A 15071-nucleotide genomic window follows, 5' to 3' on the forward strand; every position below is an offset into this window, starting at 1 on the left:
CGACTGTCCTTACGGTATCAATTCATTAATCAGCAATGCGTACTCTTTAACTTCAGCACGCTCTAAAATATCTGACTTACCTTCTAATTCGCCGCTAGAAGGTACCACAGTTGCATCTTTTGATAAACGCGCCGTTAAGATAATTTTATCTGTACTAGAAAGCGTTAATCCTTCAACCATGGCATTGCTGTCACTGAGTGTTACCTCTAGTGGAAAGCTATACTCTGTCATTTTAACAACCGCTAATGGCATAGGTGGGCCACTCGCTGCTTTTGCAAAAACAAATAATGTGCCATCATCCGGAAGCTGTGTTTTTAACTCACTGGCTAAATCAACGGTGACTTTTATTTCACTGTTTGCTATTTCAGCTTGTGTGTTATCAGTAACCTCTTCACTGCCCATTTTCGCATCTATTTCAGCAATTCGCTGCGCTATCATGCTATAACGAGGATCATTTTTTTGCATACTAGCCAGTAATACTTCAAATGCCGTTTTAGCTTGTAGCCAATCTTTACGCTCATAAGCAATTAATGCCAATAACGAGATCGCATCAACATTAGTTGGTTCTGATTTAAGAACCTTCGACAGCATTGTCGCAGCACGCGACATATTTGCATCACTCCCCTCAATTAACAAAACTTGTGCATAGCTTATTAGCACCTGCTTGTTATCTGGGTTCATCTTTAGCACTTTATCAAATGATTGCATTGCCATGTCATATTCATTCAACGACATAGCCACACGCCCTAGCAACATCCACGCAACTTCATCATCGCCGCTTCTGTCTAACTTAGTACGCAGCGCAAGTGCAAATGCTTGTAGCTCATTTGGAGTCAATGGCTCTTTATCCTGCATTACAGCACGTTCACCATATGACTTTAAGTTTGCCATGGCATCATGCCAGCCTTTTATTTGTTGCTGGCTGCCTGTGAAGCTATAAAAAATAACGGTTAATGCAATTAAAAAACCAGCCCCCGTCAAGGCAAATATGCGATTGTTACCTGAGCTATTTAACGCTTTTTCAGGCGATAACTCGTTTAATAAGCGTCGCTTTTGCTCAACAACAGATTCCTCATACATTTGCGCATCTATCCGCTGATTTTCAAGGTCAGCGTTTAACTCTTCTAAACGTTGATGATAGATACGGATCAATTCCGAGTTTGCATTGTGATCAAGACGTTGAATTTTTTCGCGTTTAAAAAAGGGTACCACAACAAATAGCAATGCAATCAGTGTGAGTAAAACAAATAAAGCCCACATTAATGCCATTTAGCTTTGCTCCTGACGTTGATTTTGTTTAATTAACTTAGCAAGTAACGCTTCGTCCTCATGAGTCCATGTTTGCTTCACCGAGGCTTTTCTTTGTCGAATCACAATAAAGCCAAAACCAAGCACAACTATCAAAACTGGCAACACCCAAAGCACTAAAGTTGCAGGTGTAACAGGCGGATCGTAATGAACAAAGTAACCATAACGATCAATCATATATTCAATAACTTCATCCTTGGTTTTGCCATCCTTCACAAGTGCTAATACTTTGTCTCGTAGATCTTTAGCGACGACAGCATCAGAATCGGCAATATTTTGGTTTTGGCATTTTGGGCAGCGTAGCTCTTTTGTTAACTCACTGAAGCGCACTGCTTGCTCGTCATTGTCAAACTGATACTTATCCTGCTGTGCGAATACGCTGAAAGTCATTAACAAGCTTGCTAAAAAAATAATTAATCTCATTGCTGTAACTCCTGCATCAAAGGTGCAAACTTCGAACGCCATACTCGCGGGTTTATATCACCGGTATGATGTAGCAAAATAGTGCCTTGCTTATCGACTAAGAAGGTTTCTGGTGCCCCCGATACACCTAAATCTAGTGCTAAGGTGCGTTTTAAATCTAAAATATTAAACTGATACGGGTCACCAGCGCGATTAAGCATGCTTGTTACATCTTCGCGCAATGCGTTGATATCAAACTGCCCATCAAAGTCAGGGTCATACCCTTGCTCATAATACAAGCCAATAATTTTCACACCTTGCTCTCTGAGTTCTGTTAGGTAACCTAACTCAGCTAAACAAGTTGGGCACCACGTGCCCCACACATTAAGCAGGTAAACTTCACCTTTTAAATCGGCATCAGTCCAACGCTTAGATTCATCCATTAAGTCTGGAAGGTTAAAAGCCGGCATTGTGTGACCAATACGCCCAGTTTGTAGTTCACGAGGGTTGGCAAACAAACCCTGATACAAGAACACACACAGTAAAACAAACACCAGTAAAGGGGCTAACGCTAATAGCTTGCGGTTCATGCCATAGCCTCCTCTTTTGTTGATTTTTGACGATAACGTTTATCACCTAGTACAAGGAAACCTGCAATGGAGATTAAAATACCACCGAGCCACATCCAACGGACATACGGTTTATGATAAATACGCAATGACCATGCTCCTTGGCTTAATTGCTCACCAAGTGCTAAATACAAGTCACGGGTAAAACCTGCATCGACCGCGGCTTCTGTCATAAACTGCATGCCAATGTCATAACGGCGTTTTTCAGCATGTAACACAGTTACTTGCTTGTCATTTTTAAGTACCGTAACGACACCTGCGTGACCGCTATAGTTAGCACCACGAATGCTTTTAACGCCATCAAAACGATATTGATACTCATTAAGTGCCACTTTATCACCAGGCTTCATTGAGACATCACGTTCAACTGAATAAGCAGACGTTAATGTAACACCTGCAATCACGAACGCTAAACCGACATGACCGAGTACCATAGCCCAATAACTTAAACCTAAACGTTTGAAGCCCTCAGCCAGTGTTTTATGAATGGTCACTTTAGCTGCTAAATCAACTAAAGTTGTCACAAAAATCCAAACAGCAAGTGCCGTAGCGATAAAAGTCAGAGGCGCAATTACGTCGTAGCTCGAATACAACCACGCAGCAGTTGCGACAATACTCACAATGGCTGATAAGGCTAATTTATTTTGTAGCATCGACCATTTATTTTGCTTCCAGCGAAGCAAAGGCCCGATGCCCATTAGGATAGCAAATGGCACGAGTAAGATAGCAAACATCTTGTTGAAAAACGGTTCACCAATCGAGATACTACCCAAGCCAAGCTCTTTATGAATCATTGGTAATAACGTACCTAATAATACAATTAACGTAGCGACCACTAAGAAAATATTATTTAACCAAAGTGCCACTTCACGGGAAGCGAACTTATAACGGCCTTCACTTTTAACCTGTGAAACGCGTAATGCGTAAAGCGATAAACCACCACCGACGACAATAGCTAAGAAAGCTAAAATAAACATACCGCGGTTAGGATCTGACGCAAACGCATGCACAGAAACAATAATGCCTGAACGAACAATAAACGTACCGAGTAAGCTTAAAGAGAATGCAGCAATAGCGAGTAATACGGTCCATGACTTAAATACCCCCCGCTTTTCTGTGGTTGATAGTGAGTGCAACAACGCAGTTGCCACCAGCCATGGCATTAATGATGCGTTTTCAACTGGATCCCAGAACCACCAGCCACCCCAGCCAAGCTCAGAGTAAGCCCACCAGCTACCAATAGTAATACCTAATGTTAAAAAACCCCATGCCGTCATAGTCCAAGGACGAGACCACTTAGCCCAAGTATTATCAAGTTTACCTGTTAGCAGCGCAGCGATGGCGAATGAAAACGACACAGACAGACCCACGTAGCCCATATAAAGCAATGGCGGGTGAATAATCATACCAGGGTCTTGCAGTAATGGATTTAAATCACGACCTTCTACGGGGAAGTAAGGTAACAAGCGCTCAAATGGGCTCGACATCAGCAAGGTGTAAAGCATAAAGCCAACACCCAAAAAGCCTAGCACACCCAGTACACGAGCACGCAAAACCCATGGTAGTGACTTAGAGCGCATAGCAACAACCGCTGTCCAACCTGCTTGCATTACAAGCCAAAGTAAAATAGCGCCTTCATGACCACCCCAGGTTGAGGTGATTTTATAGTACCAAGGTAAAGTACTACTTGAGTGATAAGCGACATACGAAACGGTAAAATCATCGGTTAAACTGGCATAAATAAGCGCTGCAAAAGACAAAAGTACAAACACAAATTGACCAATTGCTAGCGAAGGAGCAGCACGCATCAAGCGTAAATTACCAGTATGTGCTCCCCAAATAGGAAAAATACATAATAAAACACTGAGCACCATGGCCAGTGTTAAAGAAAAATAACCGAGTTCTGGGATCATATTAATTGCCGTTATCTAAGTTATAGGTCGGTTTTTCATGCTTAATACCTTTCACTGCTTCTGCAACTTCCGCTGGCATGTACTCTTCATCATGTTTGGCAAGTACCTCAAAGGCATCAATTTCATTCGCTTTAACAAGTACGCCCTGCGCAACAATCCCTTGCCCCTCACGGAATAAATCCGGCAAGATGCCTTGGTAATTTATAGTCACCATTGGACCGGTATCAATTAGCTTAAAACTCACCTTTAAACTTGATTCATCGCGTACTACAGAACCTGGCACAACCATGCCACCAATACGTAGTTTTTGTCCAACGTGTGGCTTCTCTTTATTCGGACCTTTACCGTCAACTAATTCACTAGGGGTATAAAATAAATTGATGTTTTCTTGCAGCGCATAGAGCACTAAACCTATGGTTGCACCCACACCAAAAATAATGGCTACAACAGCTAATAAACGTTTTTTACGTCTTGGATTCATTGATCTGCCCCTTGTTTCGCTTTTTTAATGCGCTCTTCACGTTGCACTTGTTGCTTAACTGAAGAGAAAATACGTTTCGTATCGTTTAACGAACTAAATAAAATACCAAGTAAAATTAATGCACAGGTGCCAAAAGACAACCATACATAAAAGCCATAGCCTCCCATGGCAATAAAATCAGCAAAAGAATCAAACTGCATGATTAACCTCGCTCAAGCATCTGACGCACCCATGGGCGGTGCTTTTCACGTTGTAATATTTCGTTTTTAAGACGAATTAATGTCACTGTACCTACAAAACCAGCAAAGGCAACTATGTTCACCATAAGCGGCCAAAACATACTAGGATCGATGGCTTTAGTATCAAACTTAGTGATTGTCGCGCCTTGGTGAAGTGTATTCCACCACTCTACCGAAAAATGAATAATTGGCAGATTAATCACACCAACAATTGCTAGAATACACGCGGCACGCCCTGCCGATTTTTTATCTTCGAAGGCATGATAAAGCGATAATACCCCCAAATATAAAAATAATAGGATAAGCTCTGATGTTAAACGCGCATCCCACACCCACCAAGCACCCCACATAGGTTTCCCCCATGCAGCACCGGTGATCAAGGCAATTGCTGTCACACACGCCCCAACAGGTGCAATTGCAATCACTGCAAGTTCTGCATTACGTAGCTGCCATACTAGTGCGATCACAGCTGCGATCGCCATAGAAGAATACGCACCCATAGACAAAATAGCTGAAGGCACATGGATAAAAATAATTCGATAGCTGTCTTTTTGTTGATAATCTGCTGGCGCATAAGCAAGCCCCCAGACCCATCCAACAATCATACAAACCACCGTAAGAACGGCGAAATAAGGCAGTAAGGTGTTACACAATTGGTAAGCACGATCTGCTTTTGCGTAGGGATGTAACCACTTCCACATATTAACTTACACTCACTTTCAATGCTGACGATATGGCAATTGGTGCCGCTATAATCGCTACGATTAGCATGGCACCAAGGATTGCAAGCTGTCCGCTATAGGCAAGCTCCATAGAGCTGGTATCAATAGCCGAGGTTGCAAAAATTAGTACGGGGATATACAAAGGCAAAACAAGCAAACTCATCAAAATGCCGCCTTTTTGTAACCCCACAGTCAGTCCAGCGCCAATTGCACCTATAAAGCTAAGCAAAGGTGTACCCAATAAAAGAGTAAGCACCGTTGCCAAAAGCGCTGAACTTTCTAAATTCAATAATAAAGCAAATACAGGTGTCATCAGCACCAATGGTAATCCAGTGATCACCCAGTGTGCCGCCACTTTAGCAAGCACCGTTAATGGTAACGGATATGACGATGCAATCAGCTGTTCTAGTGTGCCGTCGTGATAATCATCACGAAATAATTTATCTAAGCCCAACATAGTTGAAAGCAAGGCAGCAACCCAAATAATGCCAGGAGCCATGCGTGCTAGTAGACCCGGTTCAGGCCCGATAGCTAACGGGAAAAGTGTAATAACGATAAGAAAAAATAAAATAGGATTAACGATTTCAGCTCGCTGACGAAACGCTAATTTAAGATCTTTAAAAAAAACCGCAGAGAATAGTTGCCAATAAGAATGCTGCTTTACCATCAGTGGCGATACTCCAAGGTCACTGTTTTTAGATCACTAAAATGGGTGGTTAAGTCTTGGTGGGTGGTTAGTAAAATCGCCCCACCTGCATTTAGGTGCTCAACAAAGCGCTCTTGTAAAAATGCAACACCGCTTTTATCAAGGGCTGTAAATGGTTCATCAAGAATCCAAAGTTTAGCGTTATTTAACCAAAGCCTTACCAAAGCAACCCGACGTTGTTGCCCTGCTGAGAGCATACGTACTGGCACATCTTCTAGGCCAACCAAACCTATTTTAGCTAAAATAGGGTATAAATCGTGGTGCGTATCGTAGCCATTTATTTTTAGCCAAAAAGCGACATTCTCAAGTGCAGTAAGCTGCGTATTTACACCGGTTTTGTGGCCAATAAATAACAGCTCTTGTGCATACTCGTCATAGTATTTGGCAATCGATCGCTCTTGGAACAAAACATCACCTTCATCCGCCGTAGCGAAACCTGCGATAATGCGCAATAATGATGTTTTACCAGCCCCGTTTGGACCAGCTAACTGCATAATTTGTCCCGATTTCAAGCTGAAATTAAGATCCGCAAACAAACAACGATCTTGTTTGATGCAGGTGACGGACTTAATGTGTAACAAGATGACGATTCTCTATACCCAAAATTAGGCGATAGTCTACCATAATGATAGGGTAATACGAATATTGCTTTACAACGATTAACTTATATTTGATCTAAAATAATGAATAAACAGAGCCCGTTAACGCTAACTACACAACTAAACCTTGAGAGCACAGGAGTCAGTCGCGTTGCGCAAAATTCATCAAACGAAGCGATACAAGCACTTGGTGAACAAACTCTAAGTGCCCGTAATATTGTTATTAGCAAACACTCAGTGCAAATGGATGTATTACTCGATGATTCGTGGCAAACGTTACGTTTATCTACCCAGCAAACGAATTACCAATTAGCTAAGTATGCATCAGCTAACGTTTCGTTGAATCATGATGGTAAGCAGCTTAGCATCACACCGACACCGGTTAGTCTGACATTAAGTAAAGCTCCTCAGTTGCAAGCTCTTTTAAACCTTTTAGCGCAAGGCGACAGTCAAACAACAGCAATACTTCCTGCGACAATTCCGAGCAATAAACCGACTTTAAGCATACCGACTTTAAAAGCCGAGTTTATGTTAAACAACACACTCAGCACACTTTTGAAATCAGAAGCACCTCTACAAGCAGTTATTTTACCTGCAACGACTAAACACGCTGAGTTTACATTAAATATTTTGAACCGTTATGGTGACTCGCTACATCAACAAACTGTTAGCCAGCAAAAAGTGGCAGAAATCTTAGCTAAATTAGCACCTGAACTCGCACTCAATTTATCTGCGAAGCAGCTACAGGTTACCATTGCAAACAAAGCAATGGCATCGATGAAACTGCAATTAAAAGATCTTCCCACGAATGAAAGTAAACAGTTACTAACTCAGCTACAGCAAAACGCTCAAGACATTAAACTAACCCCACAGGTAATACGTAATGGATTAAAGCTGGTAAGTAAACCTATCAATGAGCAGTTCATTTTAAAAAACTCTTTAACCGACACATTTCATCAATTACTTAAAGAGCAACCAAATAAAAGTACTGTTCTGTCATTGGCACAGCCTTTAAGCTCAACTAATTCTCCAATACGCTCTTGGTTAAAAGACAGTTTTGCTGATTTAAAAACACGTATAAGCGATGCAGTACGGTATTTTGAAAAACTGCCAGCAACTCAAAAACATACAGCAAATTTAAACTCAACTTTATTGAAAAGCACTTTATCTGTGGCAGAGCTTGGCTTTAATACAAAAAAAATAGATATTATTAAATTGGCTGAACTACAAGCTCCGTGGGCAAATACATCTTCAAAAGTACCGATGACCGCAGCGCAAGTCATGCTACCCACGCACTATAATAATTCGCCGCCGATGGTTCAGCTTTTTCAACAGGTAAAAGCAGGTTTAGCAGCACTCACTACAAATACCGAACTATTACAACACAGCAAAACTGCAACGAATAACAGCAATGCTAATGCAGCGTTTTTAGCATCTAAAGAGCCAAATTTAGCGCGGCCCTTACAATTAATGCAGCCACTTGAGGCTAAGCTCGTCGCAACATTAATACCTCAAGGTGAGAGTAAGCAACTTATTAGTACCACTGTGCCTGTTCAATTAAGTGAAAAACTAAATCAGCTTAGCCAAAGTAATAACACGCCATCAATAGACTTAAACCGATTGGTGAATCAAGCATTCAACAGAATGATCTCTGCTCAAAATACACTTCCAGTAACTATCGAGCGTGAGCTGTTGAGTATTTTAAGGCCTGCATCATTATCGCCACAGAACCTACAGGCTAGCTTTAATCAAGGACTTGAGCAGCTCGCAGTTACAACCCTCGCCGCGCCTATAATTAGTCAGTCCCCCACAGCAATAGGTTTTAACAACCAACATGGGCTTGATGCGCTATTGCAAGTATTAGTACCAAACTTTAAAGCCATCGACAGTAACAAAATGCTTGAGCAGTTACAGCAAACTAATCTCCAAACTCTTGCTAATGAAATTGGCCAATTGAAATCGAGCTTATCACAGGTACAAACAACCCCGATAAACCAGCAGCAAGACGCTAACCCTTTAGCGCAATTCTTTTTACCAATGAAATTACCGCCAGAAATTGGGCAAACTGAAATTAGCCTAGGTCATTATAAAAAACCGAGCAAAAATAAATTAGAAAATAAGGATGTATGGTTCGTGAGGCTTAACTTTGACTATGCTGAGCTTGGTCAGCTACAAGTCACTGCTGAAATAATGGATAAAGCCGTTGAATGTCAATTATTAGCATCATCACAAGATGTAACTGCATTAGCTCACCCACATTTAGAAACGTTACGCCACAAACTCGCCAGTCACGGTTTAAATATCGCTGAACTAAACTTAAAACAAGGCGTGCCCACACACCATGCATTTTACCAGTCTCATGCAATCATTAATGTAAAGGTTTAATATGAAAGATGACCGCAAACATAAATCCGCCATAGGGCTACTGTATGAGGTAGGCAATTCACCAAAAGTAACAACGAAAGGATTTGGCGAGCTTGCTGATGAAATAGTAAAACTGGCTGAAGAAAAAGGTATTTTAATTCATCAAGATGCTGATTTAGCAAAAACACTTGCACATCTTGAGTTAGGTGAAGAAATACCTAAGGAACTTTACTACGTAATCGCTGAGCTTATTGCTTTTTCATATGTGTTAAGAGGAAAATTTCCCCCTGGCTGGCAGGACTTTCAAGGAAAGCTGAACATTCAGGCTTAAATAAAGAGAAAAGGCGCTAATTAAGCGCCCTTTTGTTTATGTAATGACATGAGTAACTCAGCCTCAGCTCTGGGTAATTCACACTCGCGAATAATCTCCTCCAAGTCGGCACCAAGTTCTACCATTTTTACCGCACGCGAGTAAATTTTCGCATTGGGGTCATCATATTTTTGTGCATCTTGAAGTTGTTCAAGTTCTTGATTTTTATCTTCAACAGCAACCAATCTTTTGCCAATACTTAGCATGCCAGCTCGCATTTCAGCCACTTCACTGCGTAAAATACTCAACTGTTGCTGAGCATCTTGCACTTGTTGTTGCTTTGCTTTTAACGCCGTAGCGTGCTTGTTGTTATTAACAAAAATAAGCCCCAAGCATACCAAAAATAGTAAGATTGAGGCTCCAAACAAAGAGTATAACAGCATATAAATTCTGAGCGTTTATAATGCGCTCAGCTCATCCCACTCTTCGTCATTTAAAAGTTTATTAAGATCAACCAAGATCAGTAACTCACCATCACGGTTTGATACACCTTGAATAAACTTAGCACTTTCTTCTGTGCCAATATTCGGCGCACTGTCAATTTCAGAGCTACGTAGATACACAACTTCAGCAACGCTATCAACCAAGATACCGATAACTTGCTTTTCCGCTTCAATAATGACAATTCGAGAATTATCCGTTACCTCAGCGCCCATTAAACCAAAACGTGCACGGGTGTCGATTACAGTCACAACATTACCACGCAGGTTAATAATTCCAAGCACATAAGAGGGCGCACCTGGAACAGGAGCAATTTCGGTATAGCGAAGTACTTCTTGTACTTGCATTACGTTAATGCCGTACGTTTCTTCTTCAAGTTTAAAGGTTACCCACTGTAACACTTCATCGTTGCTATCAGCATTTTTATTCGCTGACAGTAGTCTTTCTTCACTCATGCTATTACTCCGTAAAAATAGTTACTGCTCACGGCTGTCTAAGCCCTGCTCTAGCAATTGGTATAAATTTTCAACGTCAATCAAGGCGCACATTTTCTCTTTGATAACGCCAGCAAGCCAAGGCCGCTTGCCTGATTTTGCTCGCCATTTTACATCTTCTTCGCGAAGTGTAATATTATTTACGAGCTTCTCAGCCAATAATCCCCATTGGCTGTCACCTAAGGTGATTAAATATTGATAATCGAGTGACTGTTCTAATTTTTCATCATACTTTTCAGGCATCACCCAACGTGCTGTATCCACTACATTCAGTTTTTCATCACGATTTAGCATCACACCTTTAAACCACTTAGGTTTGCCAAATAACTGATTAACCTCTGTTAGTTGATGAATGCCCCCTAATGCTTTCAAAGGAACAGCTAAAGTTAAGCCTGCGACCTCAAAAAACAATGCTTGAAATTCACCATCAAAATAGTCTTCTTGTCGCTCAGACGAGGTTTTAGCAACAATCTCAGTCTGTTTTTGTTCGACTATATCTTTGATATTAGCTTGGTTCTCGGTTTTCTCAAGCTCTTTAATAGGTTCAACAACAGGTGTTTCTACTTTTTGCTCTACTTCTAGAGGTAATGGGTCACCTTTTGACTCATTTACTTGTTCGAGTAACTTAGCCACAGGTTCAAGGTTTTGCTGTTCTGGTTCTTCCTCACACAGTAATGCCCCCAAGTATTGGGTCATCACTTTTTCGTTGGCAAATAAGTGTTTGCTACTCATCTTTAACCTTGTGCAACTAAATAATCGAGTAATGCGCGATACGCAAATACCCCTCGTGATCGAGGACAAAACTGAATAGGTACTTGCTGTGCCAAACTTGCATCTCTAAACTTGGTATCAACGGGGATGACTCCCGACCACACTTTATCTTTGTAATTATCCTGAAGATTTTTATAGGCTTCAAGGGATGCTTTAGTCCGTTTGTCGTACATTGTTGGTATAATCGTATACTGATATTGTTTAGATTGCGATGTTTGCATCAACTCCATAGTGCGCATCATACGATCAAGACCTTTGAGAGCCAAAAACTCTGTTTGTACTGGCACTAAAATACGTTCGCTGGCAGCTAAGGCATTAACCATTAATACACCTAATACAGGCGGACAGTCGATAATTGCATAGTCATAATGTTCGCTAATTTTTGCCAGCGCTTTTTTTAGTATAAGACCCATACCATTCTTATTGCCCATACTTCTATCGAGGGTCGCAATAGCCATGGTTGCAGGTAAAATATCAAGGTTTTCAAGTGTTGACGGGCAAAGTGCTTGTAAGATTTCTTCGCTGGCCATACTGTTGCCACGGGCAAAAATATCGTAGACGCTAATCTCTAACTCTTCTGAATCGATACCAAAATAATAAGTTAATGAAGCATGTGGATCGGTATCTATCAATAATACCCGTTTCCCTTGTAATGCAAGCGTGCCAGCAAGACTAACAGCGGTTGTGGTTTTCCCTACTCCGCCTTTCTGATTCGCTACTGTCCAAATTTTCACATCACACCTTGTTATTGTTCATTGCGCGTGGTAATTCGAATGCCACCGTGAGGTAATTGAATCACTTTAATCGTGTTGTCATTGCTTGGCAACTCAATTTCTGTACTCTCGTTTACACTGGGTTTAGCTTGTTCATTGGTAGCCTGCTGTGCTTGTTCTGGTAAACCATATTTAGAAAGTGCCACAACGACTTTACGATTTTCTGCACGCCCTTGTTCTGTGTCATTACTGGAAAAGGGTGAATACTGACCATAGCCCTCAATGGCCATGCGAGCAGGGTTTATCCCCAACTCTTCAAGCTCAACCAATACTGATGTTGCGCGTGCGACTGACAGTTCCCAGTTAGATCGAAACATTTCATTACGAATACCTTCGTTATCGGTATAACCTCTTACGCGAATATAATTATCTACAGGAGCAATAATATCTTTAACTAATGCAACAACTTGTTTAGCACGTTGTTGAGCAACAGCACTGCCCGACGAAAACAACATGCCTGAACTCAATTCAATTATCAGCCAGTCTTGATTAAGCTCAAGGCTAGCCTCACCATTACGGATCTCATCAATTAAAGCAGATTGCAGTTTGCTAAGTAGACTATCTAGCGGTTTTCCTAAATGCTTTTTTTCGATATTACTGGTATCGGCTTGCCCATCAATTAACTTAGGCCCTTGCTCTTCTTTGAGGATACTTTCACCATATAAAACCTCGCTTTCAGGCGTGACACGGTCTGTTAAAATCCCCGTACCCTGTACCCCAGTTCCAGCCTGCTGATGAGTACGTGCTGATTTATCAAACACTTGCTCTAGTGAATCAGATAAAACTTGGAAATCTTCATTCTTGCTAATAGCGATTGCATACATCACCACAAAAAACGCAAACATAATGGTCATGTAATCGGCATAAGAAACAAGCCAACGCTCTGTATGTTGGCTTTTTTGAATTTTATGACGCATGCGACGGCGCATCATAAGAGTTACTCGCCAGCTAAGCTTGGACGCTCTACACGATACGCCTCAAGTTTGAGTTCAATATTTAATGGGCTCTCACCTTGGGCAATAGCAATAATTCCCTCTGCAAGTAACTCGTGGTACAGCATTTTTTGTTCAATTTGTTGCTTTAGTTTGTTTGCCATTGGTAAAAAGAGTAAGTTTGCTAAACCAACACCATAAATTGTCGCAATAAACGCTGTCGCGACCCCTGCTCCAAGCTTTTCAGGATCGGTTATAAATTGCATTGCTTGAATAAGCCCAAGTACCGCACCTAAGATACCAATGGTTGGACTGTATCCCCCCATGGCTTCATATACACGGCTCACTTCCATTAATCTTTCACGCTCGAGCATTAAGTCAATTTCAAGTGTATCCCTAAGCTTCGTTTCACCAGCTCCATCAACTAACATGCTTAGCCCCTTTACCGCATAGGGATCATCATGCGCTAAGGCCTCATTCTCAAGCGAAAGGTACCCCTCTTGGCGTGCCTTTTGAGACCAACGCTTCACCTGCTCAATCGCAGCATCAATATCGTGGTAAGGGGGGAAAAATACCCAATGGCTAATTTTTACTGTTTTAGAAAATACACTGCTTGGTGTTTGTAACATTACAGCGCCTAAGGTACCACCTAGCACGATAATCAGCGCTGGGCCATTAAATAGAGCGCTTACCACCCCACCTTCAAGTGCATAACCAAAAGCAATAGCGCTAACAGCGACGATTAAACCAAGAAACGACAGTTTATCCACACCCAGTCTCTCGTGTTAACCGTGCAGCAACGTCATTAAGCGCTAAGCTCTCACTTGCAAGGCCTGCATTAGCAACGGCTTGCGGCATACCATAAACAACACTGGTTTTTTCATCTTGCGCCCATATAGTCGCACCAGCTTGTTTTAGCATGCGGGCACCATCTCGACCATCAGCCCCCATACCAGTAAGCACAACCGCCAATACATCACCACCAAATGCTTTAGCAGTGCTTGCAAATGTTACATCCACACTCGGTTTGTATGTAATGCGAGGACTATCATCTTCAAAAACGCGTAACGTTCGAGAACTTCCACGTCCTTCTACCAGCATTTGCTGACCACCAGGTGCTAAATAAGCGGTACCTGGCATTAACCTGTCGCCTTGTTGCGCTTCTTTCACTTTAATTTTACACAGACCATTTAGTCGCGCAGCAAAAGCAGGTGTAAATGCAGCAGGCATATGCTGAATAAGTAAAATAGGGTGCGGAAAATTAGCTGGCAGTTGAGTTAATATGGTTTGTAAAGCAACAGGGCCGCCTGTTGATGTACCAATTGCAACAACTTGGTACTGTTTGCCTGAAGCTCGCACATTGTTCGTCGATGAAGCCGGAGCTGGTGCTGGGCGGCTGAAACTACGATCAGGCTGAACAATACCACCGCTTCTGGTGCTTGTAGATGTTGTAGATGCTGTGCGAGGTGGCGGAGCAGGACGTGTAAAACGTGAAATGCGACGGCGACCAATTTCTTTTACTTTATTTTGTAAAAGTGCGATTGCATCTTCGTTATTTCGGGCAATATCTTCAAACTTTTTCGGTAAAAAGTCCAAAGCCCCCGCATCAAGCGCATCAAGTGTTGCTGTTGCACCATCACGAGTTAATGAAGAAAACATTAAAATAGGTGTTGGTGTAGCAGCCATGATCTCTTTAACGGCACTAATACCATCAAGAACGGGCATTTCAACATCCATAGTAATGACATCAGGTCTAAGCTCTTTTGCCTTATCAACAGCTTCTCGGCCATTCACGGCAAAGCCTACAACTTGGATATTACTATCTTGCTCTAAAATTTCGCTGACACGACGGCGAAAAAAGCTCGAATCATCGACAACTAATACTTTGACTGCCATTGGCACTCTCTTGTTATGTGTTCAGTGTAAG

General features: G+C 41.8%; 18 protein-coding genes. 2 read left to right on the top strand and 16 right to left on the bottom strand.

Going from position 1 to position 15071, the window contains the following annotated elements:
- Nucleotides 1-9: 9 nt before the first annotated feature.
- Genes ccmI through ccmA form a run of 9 tightly spaced genes read right to left on the bottom strand, consistent with a single transcriptional unit; the run spans nucleotide 10 to nucleotide 6981 of the window.
- Nucleotides 10-1269, bottom strand: a complete 1260-nt coding sequence (ccmI, locus tag L3Q70_RS11600; protein WP_237114301.1) for a c-type cytochrome biogenesis protein CcmI — start codon at nucleotides 1267-1269, stop codon at nucleotides 10-12.
- Entirely contained in the window at nucleotides 1270-1731 is a 462-nt protein-coding gene (locus L3Q70_RS11605; RefSeq protein ID WP_237114302.1) for a cytochrome c-type biogenesis protein, read from the bottom strand.
- Nucleotides 1728-2300 carry a DsbE family thiol:disulfide interchange protein gene (locus L3Q70_RS11610; RefSeq protein ID WP_130150491.1) on the bottom strand — a complete coding sequence of 191 codons (573 nt, stop codon included), beginning with the start codon at nucleotides 2298-2300 and terminating at the stop codon, nucleotides 1728-1730. The genes L3Q70_RS11605 and L3Q70_RS11610 overlap by 4 nt, the downstream gene beginning before the upstream one ends.
- Complete coding sequence (locus L3Q70_RS11615; RefSeq protein WP_062569756.1) at nucleotides 2297-4252, bottom strand: heme lyase CcmF/NrfE family subunit; 1956 nt, start codon at nucleotides 4250-4252, stop codon at nucleotides 2297-2299. The genes L3Q70_RS11610 and L3Q70_RS11615 overlap by 4 nt, the downstream gene beginning before the upstream one ends.
- Before the next feature lies 1 nt (nucleotide 4253).
- Nucleotides 4254-4733 (bottom strand): cytochrome c maturation protein CcmE, encoded by a 480-nt coding sequence (ccmE, locus tag L3Q70_RS11620; RefSeq protein ID WP_062569755.1) that lies wholly within the window; start codon nucleotides 4731-4733, stop codon nucleotides 4254-4256.
- On the bottom strand, nucleotides 4730-4933 hold the full coding sequence (gene ccmD, locus L3Q70_RS11625) for a heme exporter protein CcmD (RefSeq protein WP_062569754.1): 204 nt from the start codon (nucleotides 4931-4933) through the stop codon (nucleotides 4730-4732). The genes ccmE and ccmD overlap by 4 nt, the downstream gene beginning before the upstream one ends.
- Nucleotides 4934-4935: 2 nt before the next feature.
- A complete protein-coding gene (locus L3Q70_RS11630) occupies nucleotides 4936-5673 on the bottom strand; it encodes a heme ABC transporter permease (protein ID WP_062569753.1) in 738 nt (245 codons plus the stop codon).
- A gap of 1 nt (nucleotide 5674) precedes the next feature.
- The gene (gene ccmB / locus L3Q70_RS11635) at nucleotides 5675-6361 is read right to left on the bottom strand and encodes a heme exporter protein CcmB (protein ID WP_062569752.1); all 687 of its coding nucleotides are present in this window, start codon (nucleotides 6359-6361) and stop codon (nucleotides 5675-5677) included.
- Nucleotides 6361-6981 (bottom strand): cytochrome c biogenesis heme-transporting ATPase CcmA, encoded by a 621-nt coding sequence (gene ccmA / locus L3Q70_RS11640; protein WP_237114303.1) that lies wholly within the window; start codon nucleotides 6979-6981, stop codon nucleotides 6361-6363. The genes ccmB and ccmA overlap by 1 nt, the downstream gene beginning before the upstream one ends.
- A gap of 102 nt (nucleotides 6982-7083) precedes the next feature.
- Between ccmA and L3Q70_RS11645 the strand changes: the two genes are divergently transcribed.
- Both L3Q70_RS11645 and L3Q70_RS11650 read left to right on the top strand, forming a co-directional pair.
- Nucleotides 7084-9384 (top strand): flagellar hook-length control protein FliK, encoded by a 2301-nt coding sequence (locus L3Q70_RS11645; RefSeq protein ID WP_237114304.1) that lies wholly within the window; start codon nucleotides 7084-7086, stop codon nucleotides 9382-9384.
- A gap of 1 nt (nucleotide 9385) precedes the next feature.
- Complete coding sequence (locus tag L3Q70_RS11650; RefSeq protein WP_062569749.1) at nucleotides 9386-9694, top strand: EscU/YscU/HrcU family type III secretion system export apparatus switch protein; 309 nt, start codon at nucleotides 9386-9388, stop codon at nucleotides 9692-9694.
- A 20-nt stretch (nucleotides 9695-9714) separates the two neighbouring features.
- Here L3Q70_RS11650 and L3Q70_RS11655 read toward each other — a convergent pair whose 3' ends face one another.
- The 7 genes from L3Q70_RS11655 to L3Q70_RS11685 are packed head-to-tail and all read right to left on the bottom strand — an operon-like array spanning nucleotide 9715 to nucleotide 15040.
- Nucleotides 9715-10116 (bottom strand): DUF2802 domain-containing protein, encoded by a 402-nt coding sequence (locus tag L3Q70_RS11655; RefSeq protein WP_062569748.1) that lies wholly within the window; start codon nucleotides 10114-10116, stop codon nucleotides 9715-9717.
- Nucleotides 10117-10131: 15 nt separating this feature from the next.
- Nucleotides 10132-10629, bottom strand: coding sequence for a chemotaxis protein CheW (locus L3Q70_RS11660; RefSeq protein ID WP_058586379.1), 498 nt, complete (start codon nucleotides 10627-10629; stop codon nucleotides 10132-10134).
- A gap of 21 nt (nucleotides 10630-10650) precedes the next feature.
- A complete protein-coding gene (locus tag L3Q70_RS11665; protein WP_062569747.1) occupies nucleotides 10651-11400 on the bottom strand; it encodes a chemotaxis protein CheW in 750 nt (249 codons plus the stop codon).
- A gap of 2 nt (nucleotides 11401-11402) precedes the next feature.
- Nucleotides 11403-12173: a ParA family protein gene (locus L3Q70_RS11670; protein ID WP_237114305.1), complete on the bottom strand. Its 771-nt coding sequence runs from the start codon at nucleotides 12171-12173 to the stop codon at nucleotides 11403-11405.
- 11 nt (nucleotides 12174-12184) lie between these two features.
- Complete coding sequence (locus tag L3Q70_RS11675; protein WP_237114306.1) at nucleotides 12185-13144, bottom strand: flagellar motor protein MotB; 960 nt, start codon at nucleotides 13142-13144, stop codon at nucleotides 12185-12187.
- A 5-nt stretch (nucleotides 13145-13149) separates the two neighbouring features.
- Entirely contained in the window at nucleotides 13150-13914 is a 765-nt protein-coding gene (locus tag L3Q70_RS11680; protein ID WP_062569744.1) for a flagellar motor protein, read from the bottom strand.
- Nucleotides 13907-15040, bottom strand: a complete 1134-nt coding sequence (locus L3Q70_RS11685; RefSeq protein WP_193987618.1) for a chemotaxis response regulator protein-glutamate methylesterase — start codon at nucleotides 15038-15040, stop codon at nucleotides 13907-13909. The genes L3Q70_RS11680 and L3Q70_RS11685 overlap by 8 nt, the downstream gene beginning before the upstream one ends.
- Nucleotides 15041-15071 lie beyond the last annotated feature (31 nt).

It is taken from the genome of Pseudoalteromonas sp. CF6-2 (assembly GCF_021729425.1).
GTDB lineage: Bacteria > Pseudomonadota > Gammaproteobacteria > Enterobacterales > Alteromonadaceae > Pseudoalteromonas > Pseudoalteromonas arabiensis.

Bases quoted from the DNA above. Each gene is read 5' to 3' on its own strand.
- ccmI (WP_237114301.1), bottom strand. From the start codon at position 1,269: ATGGCATTAATGTGGGCTTTATTTGTTTTACTCACACTGATTGCATTG.
- L3Q70_RS11605 (WP_237114302.1), bottom strand. From the start codon at position 1,731: ATGAGATTAATTATTTTTTTAGCAAGCTTGTTAATGACTTTCAGCGTA.
- L3Q70_RS11610 (WP_130150491.1), bottom strand. From the start codon at position 2,300: ATGAACCGCAAGCTATTAGCGTTAGCCCCTTTACTGGTGTTTGTTTTA.
- L3Q70_RS11615 (WP_062569756.1), bottom strand. From the start codon at position 4,252: ATGATCCCAGAACTCGGTTATTTTTCTTTAACACTGGCCATGGTGCTC.
- ccmE (WP_062569755.1), bottom strand. From the start codon at position 4,733: ATGAATCCAAGACGTAAAAAACGTTTATTAGCTGTTGTAGCCATTATT.
- ccmD (WP_062569754.1), bottom strand. From the start codon at position 4,933: ATGCAGTTTGATTCTTTTGCTGATTTTATTGCCATGGGAGGCTATGGC.
- L3Q70_RS11630 (WP_062569753.1), bottom strand. From the start codon at position 5,673: ATGTGGAAGTGGTTACATCCCTACGCAAAAGCAGATCGTGCTTACCAA.
- ccmB (WP_062569752.1), bottom strand. From the start codon at position 6,361: ATGGTAAAGCAGCATTCTTATTGGCAACTATTCTCTGCGGTTTTTTTT.
- L3Q70_RS11645 (WP_237114304.1), top strand. From the start codon at position 7,084: ATGAATAAACAGAGCCCGTTAACGCTAACTACACAACTAAACCTTGAG.
- L3Q70_RS11650 (WP_062569749.1), top strand. From the start codon at position 9,386: ATGAAAGATGACCGCAAACATAAATCCGCCATAGGGCTACTGTATGAG.
- L3Q70_RS11655 (WP_062569748.1), bottom strand. From the start codon at position 10,116: ATGCTGTTATACTCTTTGTTTGGAGCCTCAATCTTACTATTTTTGGTA.
- L3Q70_RS11660 (WP_058586379.1), bottom strand. From the start codon at position 10,629: ATGAGTGAAGAAAGACTACTGTCAGCGAATAAAAATGCTGATAGCAAC.
- L3Q70_RS11665 (WP_062569747.1), bottom strand. From the start codon at position 11,400: ATGAGTAGCAAACACTTATTTGCCAACGAAAAAGTGATGACCCAATAC.
- L3Q70_RS11675 (WP_237114306.1), bottom strand. From the start codon at position 13,144: ATGATGCGCCGTCGCATGCGTCATAAAATTCAAAAAAGCCAACATACA.
- L3Q70_RS11685 (WP_193987618.1), bottom strand. From the start codon at position 15,040: ATGGCAGTCAAAGTATTAGTTGTCGATGATTCGAGCTTTTTTCGCCGT.